Source organism: Ancylobacter polymorphus (assembly GCF_030813495.1).
Taxonomy (GTDB): domain Bacteria; phylum Pseudomonadota; class Alphaproteobacteria; order Rhizobiales; family Xanthobacteraceae; genus Ancylobacter; species Ancylobacter polymorphus.
The window spans coordinates 137,223-161,740 of the sequence record NZ_JAUSUI010000007.1; the positions used below are offsets into that span (position 1 = coordinate 137,223).

21 protein-coding genes are annotated in these 24,518 nt (G+C 67.8%); 10 read left to right on the forward strand and 11 right to left on the reverse strand.

The annotated features are described in order from the left end of the window. Positions 1-362 precede the first annotated feature (362 nt). On the reverse strand, positions 363-1,442 hold the full coding sequence (locus J2S75_RS17090; protein WP_307021571.1) for a putative urea ABC transporter substrate-binding protein: 1,080 nt from the start codon (positions 1,440-1,442) through the stop codon (positions 363-365). Between the two features lie 136 nt (positions 1,443-1,578). Here J2S75_RS17090 and J2S75_RS17095 point away from each other — a divergent pair, with 136 nt between their 5' ends. The 3 genes from J2S75_RS17095 (at position 1,579) to J2S75_RS17105 (ending at position 5,036) form a co-directional block, all read left to right on the forward strand. Continuing rightward, complete coding sequence (locus J2S75_RS17095) at positions 1,579-2,202, forward strand: TetR/AcrR family transcriptional regulator (protein WP_307021573.1); 624 nt, start codon at positions 1,579-1,581, stop codon at positions 2,200-2,202. A 153-nt stretch (positions 2,203-2,355) separates the two neighbouring features. After that, complete coding sequence (locus J2S75_RS17100) at positions 2,356-2,811, forward strand: (2Fe-2S)-binding protein (RefSeq protein ID WP_307021575.1); 456 nt, start codon at positions 2,356-2,358, stop codon at positions 2,809-2,811. Between the two features lie 5 nt (positions 2,812-2,816). Further along, on the forward strand, positions 2,817-5,036 hold the full coding sequence (locus J2S75_RS17105; protein ID WP_307021577.1) for a xanthine dehydrogenase family protein molybdopterin-binding subunit: 2,220 nt from the start codon (positions 2,817-2,819) through the stop codon (positions 5,034-5,036). Positions 5,037-5,117: 81 nt separating this feature from the next. Here J2S75_RS17105 and J2S75_RS17110 read toward each other — a convergent pair whose 3' ends face one another. The 5 genes from J2S75_RS17110 to J2S75_RS17130 form a co-directional block, all read right to left on the reverse strand. Then, positions 5,118-6,563: an NAD-dependent succinate-semialdehyde dehydrogenase gene (locus J2S75_RS17110; RefSeq protein WP_307021579.1), complete on the reverse strand. Its 1,446-nt coding sequence runs from the start codon at positions 6,561-6,563 to the stop codon at positions 5,118-5,120. A 179-nt stretch (positions 6,564-6,742) separates the two neighbouring features. Further along, positions 6,743-7,102, reverse strand: coding sequence for a DUF1428 domain-containing protein (locus tag J2S75_RS17115; protein ID WP_307021581.1), 360 nt, complete (start codon positions 7,100-7,102; stop codon positions 6,743-6,745). 139 nt (positions 7,103-7,241) lie between these two features. Next, complete coding sequence (locus tag J2S75_RS17120; protein WP_307021582.1) at positions 7,242-8,021, reverse strand: Bax inhibitor-1/YccA family protein; 780 nt, start codon at positions 8,019-8,021, stop codon at positions 7,242-7,244. Positions 8,022-8,191: 170 nt separating this feature from the next. Then, on the reverse strand, positions 8,192-10,795 hold the full coding sequence (locus J2S75_RS17125) for an ABC transporter permease (protein WP_307021583.1): 2,604 nt from the start codon (positions 10,793-10,795) through the stop codon (positions 8,192-8,194). Beyond that, the gene (locus tag J2S75_RS17130; RefSeq protein WP_307021585.1) at positions 10,792-11,511 is read right to left on the reverse strand and encodes an ABC transporter ATP-binding protein; all 720 of its coding nucleotides are present in this window, start codon (positions 11,509-11,511) and stop codon (positions 10,792-10,794) included. Before J2S75_RS17130 ends, J2S75_RS17125 begins: the two co-directional genes overlap by 4 nt. Positions 11,512-11,625: 114 nt before the next feature. On the opposite strand from J2S75_RS17130, the gene J2S75_RS17135 reads away from it, so the two are divergent. The 3 genes from J2S75_RS17135 to J2S75_RS17145 all read left to right on the forward strand — a co-directional run bounded on the left by J2S75_RS17135 (position 11,626) and on the right by J2S75_RS17145 (position 15,649). Next, a complete protein-coding gene (locus J2S75_RS17135) occupies positions 11,626-12,291 on the forward strand; it encodes an arylesterase (RefSeq protein ID WP_307021718.1) in 666 nt (221 codons plus the stop codon). Between the two features lie 134 nt (positions 12,292-12,425). Then, positions 12,426-14,486, forward strand: a complete 2,061-nt coding sequence (locus J2S75_RS17140) for an acyltransferase family protein (RefSeq protein WP_307021587.1) — start codon at positions 12,426-12,428, stop codon at positions 14,484-14,486. A 116-nt stretch (positions 14,487-14,602) separates the two neighbouring features. Continuing rightward, positions 14,603-15,649 (forward strand): aldo/keto reductase, encoded by a 1,047-nt coding sequence (locus tag J2S75_RS17145; RefSeq protein ID WP_307021589.1) that lies wholly within the window; start codon positions 14,603-14,605, stop codon positions 15,647-15,649. Positions 15,650-15,679: 30 nt separating this feature from the next. Here the strand turns inward: J2S75_RS17145 and J2S75_RS17150 are convergent, their stop codons facing one another. From J2S75_RS17150 to dapF, 4 genes are read right to left on the reverse strand one after another with little or no spacing between them, the layout of a single operon-like run. Beyond that, positions 15,680-16,282, reverse strand: coding sequence for a septation protein A (locus J2S75_RS17150; RefSeq protein ID WP_307021591.1), 603 nt, complete (start codon positions 16,280-16,282; stop codon positions 15,680-15,682). Positions 16,283-16,285: 3 nt separating this feature from the next. Beyond that, positions 16,286-17,239 carry a signal recognition particle-docking protein FtsY gene (gene ftsY, locus J2S75_RS17155; RefSeq protein ID WP_307021593.1) on the reverse strand — a complete coding sequence of 318 codons (954 nt, stop codon included), beginning with the start codon at positions 17,237-17,239 and terminating at the stop codon, positions 16,286-16,288. After that, the gene (gene mtaB / locus J2S75_RS17160; protein ID WP_307021720.1) at positions 17,236-18,537 is read right to left on the reverse strand and encodes a tRNA (N(6)-L-threonylcarbamoyladenosine(37)-C(2))-methylthiotransferase MtaB; all 1,302 of its coding nucleotides are present in this window, start codon (positions 18,535-18,537) and stop codon (positions 17,236-17,238) included. The genes ftsY and mtaB overlap by 4 nt, the downstream gene beginning before the upstream one ends. Before the next feature lie 2 nt (positions 18,538-18,539). Continuing rightward, complete coding sequence (gene dapF, locus J2S75_RS17165) at positions 18,540-19,439, reverse strand: diaminopimelate epimerase (protein ID WP_307021595.1); 900 nt, start codon at positions 19,437-19,439, stop codon at positions 18,540-18,542. A gap of 256 nt (positions 19,440-19,695) precedes the next feature. Here dapF and J2S75_RS17170 point away from each other — a divergent pair, with 256 nt between their 5' ends. The 4 genes from J2S75_RS17170 to J2S75_RS17185 all read left to right on the forward strand — a co-directional run bounded on the left by J2S75_RS17170 (position 19,696) and on the right by J2S75_RS17185 (position 23,630). Then, positions 19,696-20,448, forward strand: a complete 753-nt coding sequence (locus J2S75_RS17170) for a GyrI-like domain-containing protein (protein ID WP_307021597.1) — start codon at positions 19,696-19,698, stop codon at positions 20,446-20,448. A gap of 102 nt (positions 20,449-20,550) precedes the next feature. Then, complete coding sequence (gene rlmN, locus J2S75_RS17175; protein ID WP_370874161.1) at positions 20,551-21,798, forward strand: dual-specificity RNA methyltransferase RlmN; 1,248 nt, start codon at positions 20,551-20,553, stop codon at positions 21,796-21,798. An 11-nt stretch (positions 21,799-21,809) separates the two neighbouring features. Then, positions 21,810-22,313, forward strand: a complete 504-nt coding sequence (locus J2S75_RS17180; protein WP_307021599.1) for a hypothetical protein — start codon at positions 21,810-21,812, stop codon at positions 22,311-22,313. An 87-nt stretch (positions 22,314-22,400) separates the two neighbouring features. Continuing rightward, positions 22,401-23,630: an argininosuccinate synthase gene (locus J2S75_RS17185; RefSeq protein WP_307021601.1), complete on the forward strand. Its 1,230-nt coding sequence runs from the start codon at positions 22,401-22,403 to the stop codon at positions 23,628-23,630. Positions 23,631-23,747: 117 nt separating this feature from the next. On the opposite strand, the gene J2S75_RS17190 is transcribed toward J2S75_RS17185, so the two are convergent. Further along, complete coding sequence (locus J2S75_RS17190) at positions 23,748-24,500, reverse strand: SDR family NAD(P)-dependent oxidoreductase (RefSeq protein ID WP_307021603.1); 753 nt, start codon at positions 24,498-24,500, stop codon at positions 23,748-23,750. Positions 24,501-24,518 lie beyond the last annotated feature (18 nt).

A 24,518-nucleotide genomic window follows, 5' to 3' on the forward strand; every position in this document is an offset into this window, starting at 1 on the left:
CGGGCCCGCGCGGATGCCGGCCTCGGTGGATGTTCAGGCACGTGAGAACCCAGCCTTTGAGGCTTGCTTCGCCCGTGCCTCGGAATGACCGCGCGTCGGGACAGTCTCTAAGGCGTTGCCGGCGTGTCCCCGGGCGCGCGGATCGGTGCCGCGGGTCCGGGGACGGGGATAGGGCACCAAGGGCCGTGTCCCCGGCGGAAGGTCTTCCTGAGGCGCCCATCCGCAGGGCGGGGCCCGAAGGAATGGTGGTGATGGCGCTGATGGAGCCCATCCTTCGAGGCTCGCGGCGCTCGCACCTCAGGATGACGGTGCTTTGAACGGTCTCTCAGGCGTCGCCGGGAGCTTGCGCAGAAGCCTGCCGCTCACAGCTTCCCGTCGGCCGCGTCCTTGGTGAAGCTGGCATTGACCCGCATCTTGATGTTGGCCTTGTCACCCAGGACGGTGCCGTCGGCGACTTCGATGCCGATGGAATCGACGCTGGTGGCGCCCTGGCCGAACAGGCCCTGCTGGAAGCAGAAAGTGCGGATATTGTCCCAGATCTTGGCGTTGTCGGGCGAGAGCAGGAAGCTGGCGGCCTCCTGGGGAGTGTAGAAGAAATGGGTGGTGTCGAGCTGGGCCTGCAGGCCGCCGGCATCCGTGCCCATGGCGCTGGTCATCACCGCGCGCATTTCCTCGCCTGCCGCGCCGCCGGCCTTGAGGATGCCGAGCGCCTCGTACCAAGCGCCGACCACCGCCTTGGCGAAGTCCGGATTGTCCTTGAGCGTGGCGGTGTTGCCGATGAACACATCCATGATCTCGCCGGGGATCTTGGACGAGTCGAACAGGTTGGTGGTGCCGGAGACCTTGAGCATATCCTCGGTGAGCGGCTTCCACGACACCGCGTGCTTCATGTCGGCCTGCGAGATGAAGGCGGCGGAGATTTCCGAATCCGAGATGTTCACCGTCTTGGTGGCGGTGGGATCGTCGATGCCGGCGAGCTGAAGGCCGCGGTTGAGCAGATAGTGCGAGACGCTGTACTGCAGCAGGTACACGTCCTGCCCGGCCAGTTCCTTCACGTTCTTCGCGGTCTTGGAAAGAACGATGTCGTTGCCGTTGGAATAGTCGGTGATCAGCAGGATGGAGGTGTCGACGCCGCCGGCCGCCGGCATGGTGAGGCCGTCCATCGAAGCCACGCCCACCGCGTCGATCTCGCCGGCAATGAACTGGTTGATCGAACCGACATAATCGTTGGCCTGGATGATCTCGACATCGATGCCGTATTTGTCGGCCCATTTCTTCATGATGCCGGAAGACTTCATGTAAGCGAAGGGCATGAACCCGATATAGACGGTGTAGGCGACCTTGAAACTCTTCTTCGGGGCGGCATGCGCCGCAGGCGCCCCCGCAAGGGCTGCGGCGGCGAGGCTGGCGAAGACGGCTGCAGCCCTGATTATGCGCTTCATGAGGGGTGGCTCCGGTCGCTGAAATGGCTGGACCGGGTTATTAAACGGTGACTTAATATGACGTGCAAGCCCAACAAATGGGCACGCTTAGCATATGAGCAAGGCAGAAAATTCCGTACAAATACGGAGGAATCGCATGACCGCACGCAGCGCGCGCAAGCGCCTTCAGCCCGCCGAGCGGCGGGTTCTGATCCTGGAAGAAGCGTTGCGGCTGTTCGCGTCGCGCCATTTCTCCGTCGTCACGGTGCGCGACATCGCGCTGGTCTGCGACATCAATGTCGGGCTGCTCTACCACTATTTCGAGAACAAGGACGATCTGGTGCGCCGCGCGCTTGGGCACGCCATCGAGCAGCTCGTGGCCGGCTATGAGGAGCGGCGCGCCGCCGGGGCGGAACCACTGGCGGAAATCCTCGCCTGGCTCGACATCCATATGGAACTGGCGCCGACCCTCGCCCTGATGGTCAAGTTGATGAGCGACTATGCCTCCTCCGGCCTGCGCGATGCGGAACTCGACGTGCTGATTGCCGGCTTCTACGGCCGCGAGCAGCAACTGCTGGAGGGCGCGCTGGCGCGCGGGGTGGCGAGCGGCGCCTTTGCCCCGGTCGACATCGCCCGCACCGCCCGGCGGATCGGGCTGATGCTCGACGGCATCTTCCACGCCTCCGCCAGCCGCGGCGATGACCGTATCGTCGCCGACATCGCCGATCTCGCCGATTTCGTGCGCGAATTGCTGGCGGTGCGCAGCGTGTCGGGGGGCTGAGCGGCCCTCCCTTCACGTAAGGGTGATTAGATGACGCTCATCATGAAGCGGTAGCCTCCCGCCGGGAGCGCAGACACCCCGTCCAGCCGTTGCTGTTGCGGTGGACAGGGTGCCGTTGCGCGTCCTCATCCCCGGGAAGGAGAGGGCGTTCTGATGAAATTCACACTCAATGGTCGCGAGCAGGCGCTGGAGGCTGACGGCGATATGCCGCTGCTCTGGGCGATCCGCGACCTGGCCGGGCTGACCGGCACCAAGTTCGGCTGCGGCGCCGCCCTGTGCGGCGCCTGCACCGTGCATGTGGATGGAGCGCCGGTGCGTTCCTGCCAGACCTCCCTGTCCGATGTCGAGGGCAAGAGCGTCACCACCATCGAGGGCGTCGCCGCCAGCAAGGTGGGCGCGGCGGTGGTTGACGCCTGGCGCAAGCTCGACGTGGTGCAGTGCGGCTATTGCCAGTCCGGGCAGATCATGTCGGCGGTCGGCCTGCTGAGCGAAAACCGCGCGCCGACCGACGCCGACATCGACGCCGCCATGGACGGCAATGTCTGCCGCTGCGCCACTTATCAGCGCATCCGCGCCGCCATCCACGAAGCCGCCTCCAACCTCGGGTGATCGCCATGCACCTCCTCACACCCGACCAGTACCGGCAGATGCTCGCGGGCATGGGCGCCCCGGGGGCGGCTACGCGCCGCAGCTTCCTCAAGGGGCTCGCCGCCGCCGGCGGCGCGCTCGTCATCGGCGTGCATCTCGGCCCGCGCCTCGCGCAGGCGGAGGAAGCCGCTGCCGCCCCGCCTGCTCCGCCGATGCCCAATGCCTTTGTGCGCATCGCGCCCGACAACACGGTGACGGTGCTCATCAAGCATGTCGACATGGGGCAGGGAGTCACCACCGGCCTGCCAACCATCGTGGCGGAAGAGCTTGGTGCCGACTGGAGCCAGATGCGCACCGCCTTTGCCCCGGCCGATGCCAGACTCTACAACAACCTCGCCTTCGGACCGGTCCAGGGCACGGGCGGCTCCACCTCCATCGCCAATAGCTGGGAGCAGCTGCGCCGGGCCGGCGCGGCGGCGCGCGCCATGCTGGTCGAGGCGGCTGCCAGGCAGTGGGGCGTGCCGGCCGACAGCATCACAGTCGAGAAGGGGGTGCTGAAAAGCGGCACGCATTCCGGCAGCTTTGGCGACTTCGCGGAAGCCGCCGCCCGGCTGCCGGTGCCGGCCGATGTCAAGCTGAAAGACCCCAGGGATTTCACGCTGATCGGCACGAAGCTGCCCCGGCTTGATTCCGCCACCAAAACCGACGGCAGCGCGACCTATGCGCTGGACATGCGCCGGCCGGGCATGCTCACCGCCGTGGTCCGCCGGCCGGACCGCTTCGGCGCGACGGTAAAGAGCTTCGACGCCACCGCCGCGACGAAAGTGCCGGGTGTGGTCGAGGTGGTGGCAGTGCCTTCCGGCATCGCGGTGCTCGCGACCAACACCTGGGCGGCGATCCAGGGCCGCGACGCGCTCGCCGGCCTTGTCTGGGACGAGGCCAAGGCCGAGATGCGCGGCTCCGCCGAGCTTTTCGACGAATACGCCAAGCTGGCGAAGACGCCGGGCCTCCCCGCCGCCCGCCGGGGCGACGCGGCCAAGGGGCTGGAGAAGGCCTCGAAGATCATCGAGGCCGAGTTCAGCTTCCCCTATCTCGCCCATGCGCCGATGGAGCCGCTGAACTGCGTGATCGAGAAGACCGGCGAGGGCGTCACCATCTGGACCGGTTCGCAGTTCCAGACCATCGAGCAGGCGGTCACCGCCGGCATTCTCGGTGTGAAGCCCGAGCAGGTGAAGATCGAGTCGCTCTATGCCGGCGGCTCCTTCGGCCGCCGCGCCAACCCGCCGGCGGATTATGTCGCGGAAGCCGCCACCATCCTCAAGGCGATCGACGGGCGCGCGCCGGTCCATCTCGTCTGGACCCGCGAGGACGACATCAAGGGCGGCTATTACCGGCCCATGTTCTACCACTCGGTGCGCGCCGGCCTGACGGCGGACGGCAAGATTGCCGGCTGGGACCAGCGCATCGTCGGCCAGTCCTTCATCGTCGGCACCCCGTTCGAGGCCTTCATCATCAAGGAGGGCGTCGACGGCACATCGGTGGAGGGGGCCTCCGATACCAATTACGCCATCAACGATTTCCGGGTCGACCTGCACACGGCCAAGGTGGGCGTGCCCACGCTATGGTGGCGCTCGGTCGGTCACACCCACACCGCCCATGTGGTGGAGGTGATGATCGACGAGCTCGCCCATGCGGCGGGGCGTGATCCGGTCGCGTTCCGGCTGGAACTGCTGCAGGACAAGCCGCGCCACGCCGCCGTGCTGAAGCTGCTGGCGGAGAAGGCGGAATGGGGCGGGAAGCCCGGCGCCGGCAAGGGGCGCGGCGTGGCGCTGCATGAGAGCTTCAACACCGTGGTCGGCAGCGTCATCGACGTGTCGGTGGTCGAGGGGCGGATCAAGGTCGAGCGCGTCGTCTGCGCGGTGGATTGCGGCATCGCCATCAATCCGGACGTGATCGCGGCGCAGATCGAGGGGGGCGTCGGCTTCGGCCTCGGCGCGGCACTGCATGACGAGATCACGCTGGACGGCGGCGTGGTCGAGCAGGCCAATTTCGACACCTATGTGCCGCTGCGCATGTCGGAAATGCCCAAGGTCGAGGTGCATATCCTCCCCTCGGCCAATCCGCCGACGGGAATCGGCGAGCCGGGGGTGCCGGGGGTGGCGCCCGCCCTCTCCAACGCCATCTTCGCCGCCACCGGCCAGAGGCTGCGCTCGCTCCCCTTCCGCTTGGAGGACTTCAAGGTCTGACGGCGCGTCCGGCGCAACGCTCCGTAAAATGAAAAGGCCGGTCGCGAGACCGGCCTTTTGCCTCACGCGTATTTTGCCGGCTTACAGGCCGCCAATGCACACATATTTCACATCGAGATATTCCTCGATGCCGTATTTCGAACCTTCGCGGCCGACGCCGGATTCCTTCACCCCGCCGAAGGGCGCGACTTCCGTGGTGATGACGCCGGCATTGATGCCGACCTGGCCGTAGCGCAGATTTTCCGAGACGCGGAAGGCACGGGCGAGATCGCGCGTGTAGAAATAGCAGGCAAGGCCGAACTCGGTGTCGTTGGCGAGGCGCACCGCTTCTTCCTCGGTCTCGAAGCGGAACACCGGGGCGACCGGGCCGAAGATTTCCTCGCGGGCGAAATTCATCTCCGCCGTCGCATCGGCGATGACGGTGGGCTGGAAGAACTGGCCGCCGAGCGCATGCCGCCCGCCGCCGGTGACGACCTTGCCGCCCTTGGCGAGCGCGTCGGCGACGAAGCTCTCGGTCTTGGCCACCGCCTTGTCGTCGATCAGCGGGCCCTGAACGACGCCTTCCTCGAGGCCGGAGCCGACCTTCAGCTTGGCCGAGGCGGCGGCGAGCTTTTCCACGAACGCGTCATAGATCCCGGCCTGGGCATAGAAACGATTGGCGCAGACGCAGGTCTGGCCGGAGTTGCGGTATTTGGAGGCGATGGCGCCTTCCACCGCCTTGTCGAGATCGGCGTCGTCAAAAATGACGAAGGGCGCGTTGCCACCGAGTTCCATCGACACGCGCTTCACCGTGTCGGCGGCCTGCTTCATCAAGAGCTTGCCGATGGGGGTGGAGCCGGTGAAGGTGATCTTGCGCACGATCGGGTTCGTGGTCATCTCGCCGCCAATGGCCGAGGCCGAGCCGGTGAGGATGTTGACCACGCCCTTGGGATAGCCGGCCTGTTCGCACAGCACGCCCCAGGCGAGGCCGGAATAGGGGGTCTGGGTCGCCGGCTTCATCACCGAGGTGCAGCCGGTGGCGAGCGCCGGGCCGATCTTGCGCGCCGCCATGGAGGAGGGGAAGTTCCACGGCGTGATGGCGGCGACCACGCCGACAGGCTGCTTGGTCGCGAGGATGCGCCGCTCAGCCCAGGGCGAGGGAATCACGTCGCCATAGACGCGGCGGGCTTCTTCCGAAAACCACAGCACATAGGCGGCGCTGGCGCCGACCTCGCCCATGGATTCGGTGAGCGGCTTGCCCTGCTCGATGGTCAGCAGCTCGGCGAGTGCGCGCTGATTGTCCATGATGGCGGTGTAGAGGCGGCGCAGCAGTTTGGCGCGTTCATCCGCCGTGGTGCGCGAGAAGCTCTCGAAGGCACGCTCGGCGGCGGCGATGGCGCGGCGGGTCTCATCCGTGCCGGCATTGGGCACGGTGCCGATCACTTCGCCCGTGGCCGGGTTGGTGACCTCGATCGTGCCGCCGCTGTCGGCGCCGACCCACTGCCCGTCGATGAGATTCGCGTCGCGCTTGAAATCCGCCCAGTTCATGGGTTCCGCCTCTCCGTCAGGGGGAGGCTGGAGAACCCGTCAGGCGGTACGCCCTGACCGGCTCAGCCTCCCGGGGCGCGGCTCTTCTGGCCGGCGCCGGCCAAGGCTATGTAGCGCCCGGCCGGCATGGCGACAATCACTCGCTGGTCACATCCGTTGTGAAGGCGTGGGGCAAGGCCTCAGCCCGGCCGCATGTCGACCAGCGGGGTGAAGCCGCCAAAGATCATGCGGGCGCCATCGAAGGGCATGTCGGTGAATTCCTTGAGGCGCGGGTCGTCCATGAACGCCTTCATGCCGGCGTCGCGCGCCTCGCGCGAGGGCCATTCGATCCAGGAAAACACCACGGCTTCCTCGGCCGTCGCCTGCACCGCCCGATGGAAATCGGTCAGCTTGCCGTGCGGCACGTCGTCTTCCCAGGTCTCCATCAGTCGCAGGGCGCCGTGATCGAAGAAGATCGGCGCCGTCTTCTCCGCCATGGTGCGGTAGGCCTCCTTGTTGGCTGTCGGCACGGCGATGACGAAACCGTCGACATAGCTCATGGCGTCCTCCTTCCTTACCGAGTTGGGCGGGATAGTAGGGCCATTCCCCAGGGCGAGAGCGGTAGGCCGGGCGGGAGGCCCAACGAAAAAGCCCCGGCACGGGCCGGGGCTTTTCCTCTGCTTGATGTCGTCAGAGCGCTCAGTTGTTCCGGTTGCCGAACAGCTGCAGCAGCATGATGAACATGTTGATGAAGTCGAGATAGAGCGTCAGCGCGCCCATGATCGCCTTGCGGCCGGCCACCACGTCGTCGTCGCCGGCGAAGTACATCTCCTTGATGCGCTGGGTGTCGTAGGCGGTGAGGCCCGCGAACACCAGCACGCCCACCACCGAGATGATGAACTGCAGCATCGAGGAGACGAGGAAGATGTTCACCACCATGGCGACCAGAATGCCGATCAGGCCCATGACGAGGAACGAGCCGAGGCCCGACAGGCTGCGCGAGGTGGTGTAGCCGTAGAGGCTGAGGCCACCGAACGCCGCCGCAGTGATGAAGAACACCCGGACGATGCTCTCATGCGTGTAGACCAGGAAGATGCTGGCCAGCGACACGCCGACGAGCGCGGCATAGACCCAGAAGATGGTCTGCGCGGTGGCAACGCTCAGCCGGTCGACCCGGAAGCTGAGGAACAGCACGGCGGCCAGCGGGGCAAACATCACGACATAGCGCAGCGGGCTGCCGAACAGGGTCGCGCCGAACTCGGTGAGGTAGATGCCGGCGAACTGGTAGGGCGTCGCCACGTCAGAGACGGCGAGCATATAGATACCGAGCGCCGCCGCGCCCGTGATGGCGAGGCCGAGCGTCATGTAGTTGTAGACGCGCAGCATATAGGCGCGCAGGCCCTGGTCGATCTCGGCCTGCGTCCGGGCCGCCGTCGCCCCGAAGCGCGGCACGGAGACGTTGCGGTTAAAGTCGGACATGGTCGGATCCTCTCCCGATAATCCCGTGGCCCACCGATCCCGGCGACATGCCGGGAAGCGTGGGAATTCACCGTGAATATGAGGGTGCGCCCTTCCTGCCGCAAGTGAAGTTTGCGACAGGTTTGACGCTACGGCACGGGGCGCGCGGCCCCGGCCTGGTGCCCGGCGCGCTACAGATTGCGCAGGATGCGCGCCGGTTTCTGCCCCAGCGCCCGCCAGGTGCCGATGAGGCCGAAGCCGACGGTGAGCACCAGCGCCACCGCGACGGCGCCGAGCGCCGCGCCGGTGGACCAGGCAAAGTCCAGCTTCATCACATAGACCACCACCACATAGGCCGCCGCCGTGCCGGCGCCGACCGCCACCACTGATGTGACGAGGCCGAGCGCGGCATATTCGAGCCCATAGGCGGCGACGAGCCGCGCCCTTGTGGCGCCGAGCGTCTTCAGGATCACCGCGTCATACACCCGGTGGTGCTGGCCAGCCGCCAGCGCGCCGGCAAGCACCAGCACGCTGGAAAGCAAGGTGACGAGGCTGGCGCCGCGTATGGCGATCAGCAGATTGCCGACGATCTCGCCGATCTGGGTCAGCGCTTCCTTCACCCGCACGGCGGTGACGGCGGGGAAATCCGCCGCCACGGCGCGGCCGAGGCTGCGTTCGGTGGCGAGATCGCCGCCTTCCGGCAGAGTCAGCGTCGCCAGCGAGGTGTGCGGCGCGCCGGCGAAGGTGTTGGGCGAGAACACCATGACGAAGTTGATGGCGAGCCGCTCCCACTCCACATCGCGCAGATTGGCGATGGTGGCGGTGATGGAACGGCCGAGCACGTTCACTGTCACCTCGTCGCCGATCTTGAGGCCGAAGGCGTCGGCGATCTCGCGCTCGAAGGAGACCAGCGGCGGCCCGGCATAATCGGCCGGCCACCACTCCCCACCGGCAAGAACCGAGCCTTCCGGCAGCGTCTGTGCATAGGTGATGCCGCGGTCGGAGGACAGCACCCAGGCAAATTCCGGCGGCGGGTCAAGGCTTTCCGCCGCCCGCCCGCCCAAAGTGAGGATGCGGCCGCGCAGCATCGGCACCACCTCCACCTCGCCCTCCGGCGCCTTCTGCTTGAGGAAGCGGGTGAAGGCCTCGGTCTCTGTGTTCTGGATGTCGAGAAAGAAGAAGCTCGGTGCTTCCGTCGGCAGGCGCGAGGTGAGCTCGCGCGTCAGGCTGCGGTCGATCAGCGCCAGCGTCACCAGCAGCGTGAGGCCGAGGCCGAGCGAAAGCACGATGGTGGGGGTGAGCGCCGCCGGGCGGTGGATATTGGCGAGGGCGAGCCGCAGTGCCGTGGAGCGCGGGCGCGGCAGCCGGCGGGCGATGGCCATGATGCCGGCGCCGACCAGCCGCAGCACCACGAGCACGCTTGCCGCCGCTGCTAGATAGATCATCGCGATGTTGCGCTGTTCCGAGGCGTAGACGGCGAGTGCCGCCAGCGCCAGCACGGCGAGCGAGGTGAGGGCGATGTAGACGAGGCGCGGCCGGCGGCGGCCACCTTCCACATGCTCGCGGAACAGCGCCGAAACCGGCACGTCATGGGCGAGGCCCAGCGGCCAGAGCGCGAAGGCCAGGGCGATGAGCGCACCATAGGCCAGCGCCAGCAGAATCGCGCCCGGCTGCAGGCTCGGCTCGATGGCCACCGGCAGCAGGTGGCCGACGGCGGCATTGGCGAGGAAGGGCAGGGACGAGCCCACCGCGATGCCGATGCCGATGCCGATGGCCGCGATAAGCCCGACTTCCGCTAGGTAGATCGCAAACACCGTCCGCCCCGGCGCGCCGAGGCTCTTGAAAGTGGCGATGACGCCGCGTTTGGCGTCGAGATGGCTCTTCACCGCATTGGCAACGCCGACGCCGCCGACGAGGAGGGCGGTGAGGCCGACCAGGGTGAGATATTCGGTGAAGCGGCGGACATTATTCTCCAGCCGGGGAGCGGCGGCGTCGCGGGTGCGCGCCTCGAAGCCGGCCTCCGGCGCGCCCTTCTGTACCTCGTCGACAAAGGCGGAGAGTTCGGCGGGCCGGTCCATCCGCACGCGGTAATGCCAGCGTACCAGGCTGCCGGGCTGCAGCAGATCGCTGGCGCGCAGCGCGTCGATCCCGATTAGCACGCGCGGGCCGAAGCCGATGCCGGTGGAGAGCAGGTCCGGCTCGCGCTCCAAGGTGCCGCGCAGGATGAGCGTCGCGGCGCCGAGCTGGAAGCGATCGCCAATCTTCAGCTGCAGCCGGTCGGCGAGGGCGGGGTCGACCAGCGCGCCATAGGCGTCGCCGTCACGGGCCAGTGCCGCGGCGAGCGGCTGCTGCGGCACGATGTCGAGCGTGCCGACCATGGGGTAGACGCCGTCCACCGCCTTCACCTCCGCCAGCGTGGCGTCGAGCGCCTCGCCGCTGCCGGCACGCGCCATGGCGCGCAGGGTGGCGACGGTGGAGACACGCCCGCCCGCCTCAATGAGCCGGTATTCCTCCGGGCTCGCCTCGCGCTGCACGAGGGTAAAGGCGGCATCGCCGCCGAGCAGCGTCGTGCCCTCGCGCGCCAGACCGTCGGTCAGCGCCCGCGAGAAGGCGCCGACACCGGCAATGGCGGCGACACCGAGCGCGAGGCAGGCGAGGAAGACGGCGAAACCGCGCAGGCCGCCGCGCAATTCCCGAAGGGCGAAGCGCAGCGGCAGGGTACGGCGGCTCGGCGCGCGCGTCGGCACGGCATGGCCGGCGGCAGCCGCCGGTGTCGAAATCTGGTCGGTGCTCATGCCGGGATTCCGGCGCCGGCCAAGGCGTCCGCCGTCTCGACGGCACCGGAGCGCAGCCGCACCATGCGGTCGCAGCGGCGGGCCAGCGTCGGGTCATGGGTGACGATGACGAGAGTGGCGCCACGCCGCGTCTGCGCCTCGAACAGAAGGTCCATGATCTGCTTGCCGGTCGCCTCGTCGAGATTGCCGGTCGGCTCGTCGGCGACGAGGATGCGCGGTTCCGGCGCCAGGGCGCGGGCCACCGCCACGCGCTGCTGCTCGCCGCCGGAGAGCTGGGAAGGGTAGTGATCGAGCCGGTGGCCGAGGCCGACGGCGGTGAGTTCGGCGGCGGCGCGGGCGAAGGCGTCGGCTCGGCCGGCCAGTTCCAGCGGCACGGCCACGTTTTCCAGCGCGGTCATGGTCGGGATGAGGTGGAAGGCCTGAAAGACGATGCCGACATGCCGGCCGCGAAACCGCGCCAGCGCGTCCTCGTCGAGTCCGGTGAGTTCCTGTCCCGCCACCTCGACCCGGCCGGAATCCGCCCGCTCCAAGCCGGCCAGCACCATGAGCAGGCTCGACTTGCCCGAGCCGGACGACCCGACGAGGCCGACCGCCTCGCCCTGGCGAATGGCGAGCGAAACGCCCTTGAGGATATGCACGCGCGCCGCGCCGCTGCCGAGGGAGAGTTCGACGCCATCGAGGCGGATGGCGGTGGCCTTTGTCGTGTCAGAAGGCATGGGGCTCTTTTCGCGTCTGTTGCGGGCCGGCTGGGGCTTGTCCTCTGGAGGCCGGCATCCCGTGCACCATATGTTGCGCTGCACCGCTTCCGAAAGGGTAGGCTCTTGTCACGATTGCTCCATCGGCTCTTTGCGTTCTGCGGCCTTGTGCTGCTTGGCGCGACGACCACCGCCACTGCCACCACCGCCGAACCCGTGCGCCTGGTGGCGTTTGGCGACAGCCTCACCGCCGGCTACGGCCTCGCCGCCAGCCAGGCCTTTCCGGTACGGCTGCAGGAGGCGCTGCGGGCCAAGGGACACGAGGTTGTGATCGCGAATGCCGGCGTCTCCGGCGACACCACCAGCGCCGGCCTCGCCCGGCTGGACTGGTCGATCCCCGAGGGGACGGACGGCGTGATCCTTGAACTCGGCGCCAATGACGCGCTGCGCGGCCTCGATCCGGCGATCCCCGAGCGGTCGCTCGACGCCATTCTGGCGCGGCTGAAGGCGCGTGGCATTCCGGTGCTGATGGCCGGCATGCGCGCGCCGCCCAATCTCGGCAGTGCCTATCAGGCGCGTTTCGATGGCATCTATGAAAAGCTGGCGCGGAAATACAATGTGCCGCTCTACCCGTTCTTTCTCGATGGCGTGGCCGGTACCCCCGCACTGAACCTGCCCGATGGCGTGCATCCCACGGCGGCGGGGGTGGACATCATCGTCGCGCGCATGCTGCCGGTGGTGGAGGCGTTTCTGGCGACGCTGAAACCCCGGGCCCCTGCCGGCACTGCGACTCCTGACTGACGTACCTCCGCTACCCCTGCGGCTGATGGCAGGATTGTGACGTTGTGTGTCCTGTGGGTTCTCGACGGGGGCGGCGGGGCGGGCTAACACCCGGTCCGGGGCGTATCGTGCGTAGTCAGCCTGTGCGGGGGCACATGAAGTACCGAAGTGAGATCGACGGCCTTCGGGCCGTCGCCGTCGTTCCTGTGATCCTGTTCCATGCCGGATTTGGAGCTTTCTCCGGGGGTTATGTCGGGGTCGACGTCTTCTTCGTCATCAGCGGCTATCTGATTACGATCATCCTGCTCAACGAGATTGAGGCTGGGACGTTTTCCATCGCGCGTTTCTATGAGCGGCGGGCGCGGCGCATCGTGCCGGCGCTCAGCGTGGTAATGCTGGCCTGCCTGCCCTTCGCCTGGCTGTGGATGATCCCCGAGCAGCTGAAAGAGTTCGGCCAGAGCCTCACCGCCGTGGTGTTATCCGTCTCCAACTTCCTGTTCTGGAAACAGGAGACAAGCTATTTCGCTGCCGCCGCCGAACTCAAGCCGCTGCTCCACACCTGGAGCCTGGCGGTGGAGGAGCAATATTACCTGTTCGCACCGCTGACCTTGGTGCTGCTGTGGCGGTTCGGCCGGCGCCGGCTGTTCTGGATCGTGGTCGCGGCGGCGGTGCTGGGTCTGCTCGCCACCGAGTGGGGCTGGCGCTACGCGCCGCGCGCCAATTTCTATCTGTCACAGTTCCGTATATGGGAGCTTCAGGTCGGATCGATCTGCGGCTTTCTCGCGACGAGTCACCCGCCAGGCGGCAAAAATCTGCCGCGCGCCAGCAATGGGCTGAGTGCGCTGGGGCTGGGAATGATCCTGTTCGCCATTTTCGCCTTTGACAAAAACACGCCGTTCCCGAGCCTCTATACGCTGGTGCCGGTGGGCGGGACGGCGCTGGTGGTGCTGTTCGCGCACAAGGGCACGGTGGTGGCGCGGGTGCTGTCGGCCCGGGTGCTGGTGGGCATCGGGTTGATCAGCTACAGCGCCTATCTCTGGCACCAGCCGCTTTTCGCCTTCGCCCGCATCCGCTCGCTGGTGGAGCCTGAGCCGGCGCTGATGATGGCGCTGGCGGTGCTCTCGATGGGTCTTGCCTATCTCAGCTGGCGCTTTGTCGAGCAGCCCTTCCGCCGCCGTCCCGTGCCGCTGCTGCCGTCCCGTCGCGCTGTTTTCACGGCGACCGTGCTGGTCGGGGTCGTGTTCGCGACCATTGGGCTTTATGCCAACCTTTCCGGTGGCGTTCCTAGCCGGCTCGACCGCGTTGCGCCTGGCAGCTATGCCGAAACGCTTCTGGCTTCGCTCCGCCGCCCTTCGGCCAAACTCGACTGCGCCCCGGTGCCGCCGGGCGAAAACCGGGCGCCCCTTTGCGCGGCGTTCACGCCTGAGAATCCGAAGCTGCGCATTCTGCTAATCGGCGACAGCCATGCCGGTTCGATCCTGCGGGCCTTCGCCGGGGTCGGTCGCGACAATGCGGTCTACCAGATGGCACTACCGGGCTGCCCGCCGATCAACCGCACCGCCCTGCACCGGGGCGCCTTTGATATGAGAGAATGCCAGCAGGCCACGCGCGATCAGTTGCAGGCGGTGCGCGAGGGCGGTTTTGACGTGGTGGTGCTGGCCGCACGATGGTCACTCTATGCCGGTCGTGAGGATCGCCGCTTCTTCGCGCTTGGCCCTGAAGGTGACCCGAGCTCCCCTTCGCTCGAGACGTCGCGCGCCACCTTCTCCAGCCATCTCGCGGCGACGGTGCAGGATTATCGCGCTCTCGGCGCCGCTGTGGTGCTGATCGACCAGGTGCCGGAACATCCGGTGATGCCGCGCAAGGTGATCGAGCAGGCCGTCTTGCTCGGCCTCGACCATGGCAGCGGTCCGGCGCAGTTCGAGCAGGCGGTGGAGGAGAGTTCCACCACCTTGGAGGCTAATGGCAAGGTGCAGGGCTTCGCCGAGGCGGAGTTGGACAAGCTGCGCGGGGAGAAGGTGTGGGTTCTCTCCTTTGACGAACTGTTCGCCCATGGCGGGCGCTATCTCTGGGGCGATCGCAACGGGGCCTACTATATCGACGGCGACCACCTCTCCCCCTATGGCGCGGCGCTGATTGAGCCCGCGATGACGGCGGCGTTCACCAAGATCGCGGAGGAGCTGAAGGCCGGCGGGAGCGCGCCGCCGCCGCCCTGACAGCCGTGGCGTGAGGGGACCGAAGGCGAGCAGGATGGCGGCCGCGCGCTTGCCGGCCGGCCGGGGGCTACCTATCTTGTCCGCACATTCCCCCGTCTTTGCGAAAAGCTCCCCACATGCACTATCGCCCGCTCGGCCGCACCGGCCTCGAGGTCTCCACGATCTGTCTCGGCACCATGACCTATGGCGAACAGAACACAGAGGCCGAAGGCCACGCGCAGATGGACTACGCGCTCGACCACGGCATCAATTTCTTCGACACCGCCGAGCTTTATTCGATTCCGCCCAAGCCCGAGACGCAGGGCTCGACCGAGCGCATCATCGGCAGCTGGTTCAAGGCGCGCGGCAACCGCGACAAGGTGATCCTCGCCACCAAGGTGTGCGGCCTCTCGCAGATGGACTGGTTCCGCGACGACGGCCTGCCGGCACGCCCCACGCGCGGCCAGATTCGCGAGGCGGTGGAAAAGAGCCTCGCGCGGCTGCAGACCGACTATATCGACCTTTATCAGCTGCACTGGCCGGGCCGGCCGGTGGCGCTGTTCGGCGCCAATCCGACCCGCTGGGAGAGTGCGCCCGGCCCGGAGACCCCCATCGCCGAGACGCTCGATGCCTTCGCCGAACTGGTGAAGGAGGGCAAGATCCGCCATTTCGGGCTCTCCAATGAGAGCGCCTGGGGCACGATGAGATTCCTCGCCGAGGCGGAGCGGACCGGCGCACCGCGCGTCGCCTCGCTGCAGAACGCCTATAATCTCCTGAACCGCACCTATGAGACCGCGCTTGCCGAAGTGAGTCTGCGCGAGGATGTGGCGCTTCTCGCCTATTCCCCGCTCGGCCAGGGCTATCTCACCGGCAAGTATCAGAAGGGCGCGCTCCCCGAGGGTTCTCGCACCGCGCTGTTCCAGCGCGCGACACGTTACCAGGTGCCGGGGGCGGAGGAGGCGATCGACGACTATCTCGCCATCGCCCGCGAGGCCGGGCTCGATCCCTCGCAGATGGCGATCGCCTTCTGCCTGACGCGGGATTTCATGACCTCTGTCATCATCGGCGCGACGACGATGGAGCAGCTCGTCACCGATATCGGCGCGGTCGATGTGACACTGACGCCGGAGGTGCTGGCGCGCATCGATGCGGTGCACCAGCTTCGCGGCAATCCCTGCCCCTGAGCGGGCGCGGGCGGCGGGACAACCCGCCGCCTATTCTTCGCCCTTGCTCTCGGGCGGAGCGTGGCGGGTCATCAGCGGCACCTGCGCCATGGCGAAGACGAGGGTGATGGGCAGATAGCCGAAGGTCTTGAACGCCACCCAGGTGTCGGTGGAGACGCTGCGCCAGACGATTTCGTTCAGCACCGCCATGACGAGGAAGAACGCCCCCCAGCGTATGGTCAGTTCGCGCCAGCCCTGGTCGGTGAGCACGAAGACATCGCCCAGCACATAGGGCAGCAGCGGCTTGCGCAGCCAAAGCCCGCCGAGCAAAGCGACGCCGAACAGCGCGTTCACCAGCGTCGGCTTCATCTTGATGAAATGGTCGTCCTGCAGCACCAAGGTGAGGGTGCCGAACACCAGCACCACGCCGGCCGAGACCAGCGGCATGACCGCGATCTTGCGGGCGATGATCCACATGACAGCCAGAGCGGCGAAGGTGGCGACCATGAAGGCGCCGGTGGCGACATAAATGCCGCCCCTCCCATTGGCGATGAAGAACACCACCAGCGGGCCCATTTCCAGCGCGAATTTCAGCAGCGGGTGCATGGTGCGCAGGCGGGTGCCGGTGGCGGGGCCGGACGGTGCATCGCTCATGGGTCAGTCCTCCAGTCCGACGATGGCGCGGGCGAAATCGCGCGCCGCGAAGGGTTGCAGGTCGTCAATACCCTCGCCGACGCCGATGAGATGGATCGGCAGGCCGTGCTTGGCGGCGATGGCGACCAGGATGCCGCCGCGCGCCGTGCCGTCCAGCTTGGTCATGACGAGGCCGGTGACGCCCGCCACCCGCTTGAACGCGTCCACCTGCTGCAGGGCGTTCTGGCCCACCGTGGCATCGAGCGTCAGCACCACGGCATGGGGCGCGGTAGGGTCCTGCTTCTTGATCACGCGGACGATCTTTTCCAGCTCGGCCATCAGCTCGACGCGGTTTTGCAGCCGGCCGGCCGTGTCGATGATGAGCACGTCGGCGCCCTCCGCGCGGGCCTGCTGCAGCCCGTCAAAGGCGACGCCGGCGGCGTCGGCACCGGGGGCGCGGGAAACGAGGCTGGCGCCGGTGCGCTCCGCCCAGACCTTCAACTGCTCGATGGCCGCCGCGCGAAACGTGTCGCCGGCGGCGAGCACCACCTTCTTGCCCTGCGCCTTCAGGGTGGAGGCGAGCTTGCCGATGGTCGTGGTCTTGCCCGAGCCGTTGACGCCGACCATCAGCAGGATGAACGGCTTGGTCTCGCCGGCGAAGGCGAGCGGCTGCGCCACCGGCTTTAGCACCGCCTCGATCTCGGCAGCGACGAGGGCGCGCACCTCCGCCGGCTCGATGGTCTTGTCGTAGCGGCCCTTACCGACAGCGGCGGCGATGCGGGCGGCGGTTTCCATGCCGAGATCGGCGCGGATCAGCACGTCCTCCAGATCCTCCAGCGTATCGGCATCGAGCTTGCGCTTGGTGAACAGGTCGGTGATGCCGGTGGACAGACCGGTGGCGGTCCGGGTCAGCCCCTGGGTCAGGCGCTTCCAGAATCCGGGGCGGGCCTTCGTCGTCTCGTCATTCATGTCGGTCATGCCGCGATCAGCCGAACGCCGTCATGGCCGGCGATGCGGATATGGGTCAGCGTTCCGGGCGCCAGCGCCGAGGCCAGGCGCACCGGGGTGAAGCTCTTGGTGCGTGCGAGGCCGCCGCGCTCGGCCAGCACTTCGCGCCGCGCTCCGACCTCGGCGGCGAGGTGGCGCAGCAGCGCATGCGCCCCCTTTTCCCGCAGGCGGCGGGCGCGCTCCTTCACGAGGGCGGGGTCCACCGCCGGCATGCGCGCCGCCGGGGTGCCGGGGCGCGGGGAGAAGGGGAAGACGTGCAGATGCGTCAGCCCGCAGGCGTCCACCAGATCGAGCGAGGCACGGAAGGCCGTCTCCGATTCCGTGGGGAAGCCGGCGATGAGATCGGCGCCGAACACCACATCCGGCCGCGCCTGGCGCAGGGCGCGGCAGAAGCCGATGGCGTCCTGGCGCGAATGCCGGCGCTTCATCCGCTTGAGGATCAGATCGTCGCCCGCCTGCAGCGAGAGGTGGAGATGCGGCATCAGCCGCTCTTCTTCCGCCAGCGCGCGCCTTAGCTCGTCGTCGACCTCCACTGAATCGAGCGAGGAGAGTCGCAGCCGGGGCAGTTCCGGCACATGGCGCAGCAAGGTGCGCACCAGCGTGCCGAGCCGTGGCGCGCCGGGAAGGCCGGCGCCGTAGGAGGTGAGGTCGACCCCGGTGAGCACGATTTCGCGCGTGCCCTGTTCCACCAGCTCGCGCACCCGCGCGACGACCGCGCCCATCGGCACGGAGCGGGAATTGCCCCGCCCATAGGGGATGACGCAGAAGGTGCAGCGATGGTCGCAGCCATCCTGCACCTGCACGAAGGCGCGTGTGTGTCCCTCGATCGTGTCGGCCGGCCCGTCCAGCAGATGCGGCGCGGTCTCGCGTACCGCCATGATGTCGCCGACGACGATCTTCGCCTCGCTGCCGAGGCCGAAATCGAGCGCGGCGCGGGTGGCCTGCCACGCCTCCGGCGCGGTCTTCTCGGCATTGCCGAGCACGCGGTCGACTTCTCCCATCGCCGCGAAGCGGGCGGGCTCGGTCTGCGCGGCGCAGCCGGTGACGATGATGCGGCGGGTGGGCGCCTCGCGCTTGAGCCGGCGGATGGTCTGGCGCGCCTGCTTCACCGCCTCGGCGGTGACGGCACAGGTATTGACGATCACCGCGTTCTCCAGTCCCGCCGCGCCTGCCATCGCCTTTGCGCTGGCGGAATCGAGCGCGTTCAGTCGGCAGCCGAAACTGACGACCTCAACGGGGGACGCAGGGGCCGGGGCGGCGAGGGGCATCGTCACGCGGTGGCTTCGCCGGACGCAGCGGCAGGGCGCTCGGCTTCGCCGAGCATGACGGCGGTGAGCCGGCCGCCGAACTCGAATTCGGCAGGGCCGGTCATCAACATATGGTCGTCGCTCTCGCGCCAGTCGATGACCAGATCGCCGCCGGGCAGGCTGATGGTGACGCGCCGGCCGGTGAGGCCGAGGCGCGCCGCGCAGACGGCGGTGGCGCAGGCGGCGGTGCCGCAGGCACGGGTGAGGCCGACGCCACGCTCCCACACCTTCAGCACGATGTGGTCGGGCGAGACCACCTGCGCGGCGGAGATGTTGGCCCGCTCCGGGAAGATCGGATGGTGTTCCAGCTCCGGCCCCAGAAGGGCGAGGTCGATGGCGTCGATGTCCTCCACCCAGAAAATGGCGTGCGGGTTGCCGACATTGACCACCGCCGGCGCGCGCAGCACCGGCGCCTCCGCCGGGCCGGCCTGCAATTCGATGGCGCGGGTATCGCTGACCGGGCCGGCGAGCGGGATGTCGTGCCAGCCGAAACGCGGCACGCCCATATCGACGGTGATGCCCTCGGGGGCGAGGGTGCATTCCAGCGGGCCGGCGACGCTCTCGAACAGCATATGCTGCGCGCCGGTGCGGCCGGATTCATAAAGCGCGATGCAGCGTGTGCCGTTGCCGCAGGCACCGGACTCGGAGCCGTCGGAATTGATGATGCGCACGAAAGCGCGCGTGCCCTCGGTCTGTGGCGGATAGAGCGCCATGATCTGATCGAAGGGCAGCACCTCCCGCCGGGCGAGGGCGCGCGCCTCTTCCGGCGGCACGTCGAGCGGGGCGTCGCGCAGATCGAGCACGACGATCTCGTTGCCGAGGCCGTTCATCTTGACGAAGGGTCGGTTTTCCAGCGCGGCCATGAACCCGGTTTCGCGGCAGCGGCGGACGGGCCGCCGGTGGGTTGACGAGGATGCGGTCCTTATATGGTGAAGCGCCGAGGCTTGGCCAGACTTATCGCCGGCCGGCCCGTCTGGGCGCGAGTGTCGCGGCGCGGCGACAGGGGCCGGCGAAGCGGCGCGGTGGGCCGCGCGGGCCGTCGCGGGCGCGCCTGCGTAATGCTAGGAGTCGCGTTCATGTCTTGTTTCCGGCGCCGCGCCCCTTTCCGGTGAATCGACCATGATGGTGAACGTCTCCGCCCGCCCGCTGCCGCGCCGGCTTCTCCTCGTGCTGGCGCTGCTGGCCGTGCCGGCGCTGCCCGCCACGCTGCGGGCGCAAGACGTCGCTCCGCCCGCCGCCGCCCCGCCCGCCGCCGCTCCGCCCGCCGCCGCCGCGCCCGCGAACCCCGCGCCTGCCGGCCCTGATGCGCCGCCGCTTGACGATGACGACATGATCGCCCCGCCGATGATCGACCCGCGCGCGGTGGAAACGCAGAATGTCGCTCCCGCGCCGGACCCGCTGAAGCGGCCCGACGGGTTCGGCGAGGAATCGGTGATGAAGCCGGTGCCGGTGCTGATGAAGCCCGGCCATGCGAACTGGGACGACGCCTTCAAGACCATCGTGGCGGCGCTGAAGGAGATCGACGCCGAGATGGCGCGGCTGAAGCTGAAGCCCAACGGCGCCTCCTTCATCATCTACACCGCGACGGACGATCTCGGCTTCGATTTCGAGGCGGCGGTACCGTTCGAGGGCGCGACGGCGGACAAGCCGCAGAACGGCATGATGTTTTCCGCTTCGCCCGCCGGCCGGGCGCTGCGCTTCACCCATCGTGGGCCCTATGATTCCATGGACCCGACCTATGAGCAGATCGCCAACCTGCTCGACGCCAAGGATCTGGAAGCCCAGGACCTCTATGTCGAGGAATACCGCTCCGACCCACGCACCACGCCGGAGGACGACCTCGTTATCGACATCTGGGTGCCGCTGAAGTGATTATCGGCGGCACCCCCCGCACGGGTGCCTGGCGCCCCGCCCATTCGCCTCCCCCGCCGCTCTGTGCTATGAGGCGCGCAAACGGACATCTTCGATAGCGACATGAACCTCATCGATACCACAGCGGCCTCCGCCGCCGGGGCGCGTCTCCCCGTCGAGGGCGCGCCCGCCGAAATGCCTCGGGCGGATGCGAAGCGCTCCCTTGCCGGGCTCGACCGCGCCGGGCTGGCCGAGGCGCTGGCCGAGATCGGTCTGCCTGAGCGCGAGCGCCGCATGCGCGTCGCCCAGCTCTGGCACTGGATCTATCTGCGCGGGGCGTTGTCCTTCGACGAGATGACCAATGTCGGCAAGGGGCTGCGCGAGAAGCTCAGTGCCGCCTTCTCGCTGGATCGTCCCGAGGTGGTGGTGGAGCAGGTGTCGAATGACGGCACCCGCAAATGGCTGCTGCGCCTGCCGCCCGACATTGCCGGCGACAAGCCGCACGATGTCGAGATGGTCTACATCCCCGAGAGCGACCGCGGCACGCTGTGCGTCTCCTCCCAGGTCGGCTGCACGCTCAACTGCTCCTTCTGCCACACCGGCACCCAGCGCCTGGTGCGCAACCTCACGGCGGCCGAAATCGTGGCGCAGGTGATGGTGGCGCGGGACCGGCTCGGCGACTCTCCCGGCCGCGAGCGGGCGACGGGTCCCGGCCTTCCCACCGAAGGCGACCGGCTGGTGACCAATATCGTGTTCATGGGCATGGGCGAGCCGCTCTACGCCTATGATTCCGTCGCCAAGGCGATCGAGGTGCTGGCCGATGGCGAAGGCCTCGGCATCGGCAAGAGGCGCATCACCGTGTCCACCTCCGGCGTGGTGCCGGAGATCGAGAAGCTTGGCCGCGAGGTCGGGCCGATGCTCGCCATCTCGCTGCACGCGGTGCGCGACGAACTGCGCGACGTGCTGGTGCCGATCAACAAGAAATACCCGCTGAAGGATCTGCTGGAGGCGTGCCGCACCTATCCGGCCGCGTCCAACGCCAAACGCATCACGTTCGAATATGTGATGCTCAAGGGGGTGAACGACAGCCCGGCCGACGCCAAGGCGCTGGTGCGGCTTCTGGCCGGCATTCCCGCCAAGATCAACCTGATCCCCTTCAACCCCTGGCCGGGCACGAAATATGAATGCTCGGACTGGGAGACGATCGAGCAGTTCTCCGACATCGTCTTTCGCGCCGGCTATTCCAGCCCGGTGCGCACGCCGCGCGGGCGCGACATCCTCGCCGCCTGCGGCCAGCTGAAAAGCGAGACGGAGAAGCTCTCCGCCCGCGAGCGCCTCGCCCTGCGGGCGATGGCCGCGGCGGCGGAATAGGGGCGCGCGACATGGACAATCTGCTGCGGCTGCTGCTGCGTCTCCTCATCGTGCCGCTCGGCGGCGTGGCGGGAATGATCGCCGCGCTGGCCATTATCCTTGTCGGCTACTGGCAGCTGGGGGACCTGATCTCCGGCGTTACCGAGATCGAGGCGGTGGCGCTGGCGGATGCGCTGACCACAGCGGCCTTCGCGATGATGGCCATCGTCGTTCTGATGGGCGGTATCGCGCTGATCGGCGTACTCTTCGCCGAGGCATTCGCGGTGCGCTCCTGGGTGTTCCATGTCGCCAATGGCGCGGTCTCGGCCATGATCGCGGCACAGATTTTCCCGCCCTATCCGGATGCACCCGTGCCGTTCAACGGCATGCTCTACATTCTCGGCGCCGGCCTCGCCGGGGGGCTGGTCTATTGGGCGGTGGCGGGATGGAGCGCCGGTTTCTGGAAGCCGCTGGGGCCCGCAGGGCCCGCCGCGCCGCTGCCGCCGGCCCAGCCCGCTCCCCCCACGGCGCCCTGAGCACTGCTGCAACGCTTGCACCGGCGCGCGCCATGCCTATAGTCCGCGCGCCCTTCCGGGCTCGGCTCCTTTCCTGCGGAACGTGATATGGCGAACGATGTGAAGAAGGTGGTGCTCGCCTATTCGGGCGGTCTCGACACCTCGGTGATCCTCAAATGGCTGCAGACCACCTATGGCTGCGAGGTGGTGACCTTCACCGCCGATCTCGGCCAGGGTGAGGAACTGGAGCCGGCGCGCAAGAAGGCCGAGCTGCTCGGCATCAAGCCGGAAAACATCTTCATCGAGGATGTGCGCGAGGAATTCGTCTCCGAATACGTGTTCCCGATGTTCCGCGCCAATGCGCTGTATGAGGGGCTGTACCTGCTCGGCACCTCCATCGCCCGGCCGCTGATCTCGAAGAAGCAGATCGAGATCGCCCGCAAGGTCGGCGCCGACGCCGTGGCGCATGGTGCCACCGGCAAGGGCAACGACCAGGTGCGCTTCGAGCTCTCCTATTACGCGCTGGAGCCGGAGATCAAGGTGATCGCGCCGTGGCGCGAATGGGACCTGACCTCGCGCACCCGCCTGCTCGAATTCGCCGAAACCCACCAGATCCCGATCGCCAAGGACAAGCGCGGCGAGGCGCCGTTCTCGGTCGACGCCAACCTGCTGCACTCCTCCTCCGAGGGCAAGGTGCTGGAAGACCCGGCCGAGGAAGCGCCGGAATATGTCTACCAACGCACCATTTCGCCCGAGGCGGCGCCTGATAAGGCGACCTACATCTCCATCGGCTTCGAGAAGGGCGACGCGGTCTCGATCGACGGCGAGAAGCTCTCTCCCGCCACGCTGCTGACTCGGCTGAATGAGCTCGGCAAGGCCAATGGCATCGGCCGGCTGGACCTCGTCGAGAACCGCTTCGTCGGCATGAAGTCGCGCGGCGTCTACGAGACCCCCGGCGGCACGATCCTTCTGCAGGCGCATCGCGGCATTGAAAGCATCACGCTCGACCGTGGCGCGGCGCATCTGAAGGACGACATCATGCCCCGCTATGCGGAGCTGATCTATTACGGCTTCTGGTTCTCGCCCGAGCGCGAGATGCTGCAGGCGCTGATCGACAAGAGCCAGGAATTCGTCACCGGCGAGGTTCGGCTCAAGCTCTACAAGGGCAATGTCGAGGTGGTCGGCCGCTCCTCGCCCTATTCGCTGTACAATCAGGACCTCGTGACCTTCGAGGAAGGCGCGGTGGCCTATGACCACCGCGACGCCGCCGGCTTCATCAAGCTGAACGCGCTGCGCCTGCGCACGCTGGCCAATCGCGACCGCAAGGTCCGGGGCTGAGGCGCCCTCGCACCTGCCTCATCCCCGGGCTTGACCCGGGGACCCAGAGTTTGCGGCGCGCGCTGTCGCTGGGTGCCCGGGTCAAGCCCGGGCATGAGGGGTTGTGGGAAGACGTCCTCAGATCGCCTGACCGCCCGACACCTCGATGCGCTGGGCGGTGACCCAGCGATTGTCGGGCGACAAGAGGCTCGCCACCATCGGGCCGATATCGTCCGGCACGCCGACGCGGCCGAGCGCGGTGATGCCCGCAAGCTGCTTGTTGATCTCCGCATTGTCGCGCACCGCGCCACCGCCGAAATCGGTCTCGATCGCTCCCGGCGCCACCGTGTTGACGGCAATGCCGCGCGGGCCGAGTTCCTTCGCCATGTAGCGCGTCAGCACCTCCACCGCGCCCTTCATCGCCGCATAGGCGGCATAGCCGGGATAGGCGAAGCGGGTGAGGCCGGAGGAGAAATTGACGATGCGCCCGCCATCAGTGATCAGCGGCAGCAGCGTCTGGGTGAGGAAGAACACGCCCTTGAAATGGACATCGACCAGCCGGTCGAACTGCGCCTCACTGGTGTCGGCGATGGGCGCGTAATCGCCATGGCCGGCATTGTTGACGAGGTGGTCGAAGCTCTCGCGGCCCCAGACTTCGGAAAGGGCGGCGCGCAGCTTCTCCGCGAAGGCGGGGAAGTCGGCGATCGTGCCGGTGTCGAGCTGCAGCGCCACAGCCTTGCGGCCCAGCGCCTCGATCTCGGCCACAACGGCCTGCGCGTCTTCGGCGCGGCTGTGATAGGTCAAGACGACATCGCCGCCCCGACGAGCGACGCTGAGGGCGGTGTTGCGGCCAAGCCCGCGGCTGCCGCCGGTGATGAGGGTAATGGTCATGGGTCCGTCTCCTGTTGC

Bases quoted from the DNA above. Each gene is read 5' to 3' on its own strand.
- J2S75_RS17150 (WP_307021591.1), bottom strand. From the start codon at position 16,282: ATGAGCGATGCACCGTCCGGCCCCGCCACCGGCACCCGCCTGCGCACC.
- J2S75_RS17100 (WP_307021575.1), top strand. From the start codon at position 2,356: ATGAAATTCACACTCAATGGTCGCGAGCAGGCGCTGGAGGCTGACGGC.
- mtaB (WP_307021720.1), bottom strand. From the start codon at position 18,537: ATGCCCCTCGCCGCCCCGGCCCCTGCGTCCCCCGTTGAGGTCGTCAGT.
- J2S75_RS17090 (WP_307021571.1), bottom strand. From the start codon at position 1,442: ATGAAGCGCATAATCAGGGCTGCAGCCGTCTTCGCCAGCCTCGCCGCC.
- J2S75_RS17145 (WP_307021589.1), top strand. From the start codon at position 14,603: ATGCACTATCGCCCGCTCGGCCGCACCGGCCTCGAGGTCTCCACGATC.
- J2S75_RS17110 (WP_307021579.1), bottom strand. From the start codon at position 6,563: ATGAACTGGGCGGATTTCAAGCGCGACGCGAATCTCATCGACGGGCAG.
- J2S75_RS17140 (WP_307021587.1), top strand. From the start codon at position 12,426: ATGAAGTACCGAAGTGAGATCGACGGCCTTCGGGCCGTCGCCGTCGTT.
- J2S75_RS17185 (WP_307021601.1), top strand. From the start codon at position 22,401: ATGGCGAACGATGTGAAGAAGGTGGTGCTCGCCTATTCGGGCGGTCTC.
- J2S75_RS17170 (WP_307021597.1), top strand. From the start codon at position 19,696: ATGATGGTGAACGTCTCCGCCCGCCCGCTGCCGCGCCGGCTTCTCCTC.
- J2S75_RS17190 (WP_307021603.1), bottom strand. From the start codon at position 24,500: ATGACCATTACCCTCATCACCGGCGGCAGCCGCGGGCTTGGCCGCAAC.
- J2S75_RS17115 (WP_307021581.1), bottom strand. From the start codon at position 7,102: ATGAGCTATGTCGACGGTTTCGTCATCGCCGTGCCGACAGCCAACAAG.
- J2S75_RS17180 (WP_307021599.1), top strand. From the start codon at position 21,810: ATGGACAATCTGCTGCGGCTGCTGCTGCGTCTCCTCATCGTGCCGCTC.
- rlmN (WP_370874161.1), top strand. From the start codon at position 20,551: ATGAACCTCATCGATACCACAGCGGCCTCCGCCGCCGGGGCGCGTCTC.
- ftsY (WP_307021593.1), bottom strand. From the start codon at position 17,239: ATGACCGACATGAATGACGAGACGACGAAGGCCCGCCCCGGATTCTGG.
- J2S75_RS17095 (WP_307021573.1), top strand. From the start codon at position 1,579: ATGACCGCACGCAGCGCGCGCAAGCGCCTTCAGCCCGCCGAGCGGCGG.
- J2S75_RS17105 (WP_307021577.1), top strand. From the start codon at position 2,817: ATGCACCTCCTCACACCCGACCAGTACCGGCAGATGCTCGCGGGCATG.
- J2S75_RS17125 (WP_307021583.1), bottom strand. From the start codon at position 10,795: ATGAGCACCGACCAGATTTCGACACCGGCGGCTGCCGCCGGCCATGCC.
- dapF (WP_307021595.1), bottom strand. From the start codon at position 19,439: ATGGCCGCGCTGGAAAACCGACCCTTCGTCAAGATGAACGGCCTCGGC.
- J2S75_RS17120 (WP_307021582.1), bottom strand. From the start codon at position 8,021: ATGTCCGACTTTAACCGCAACGTCTCCGTGCCGCGCTTCGGGGCGACG.
- J2S75_RS17130 (WP_307021585.1), bottom strand. From the start codon at position 11,511: ATGCCTTCTGACACGACAAAGGCCACCGCCATCCGCCTCGATGGCGTC.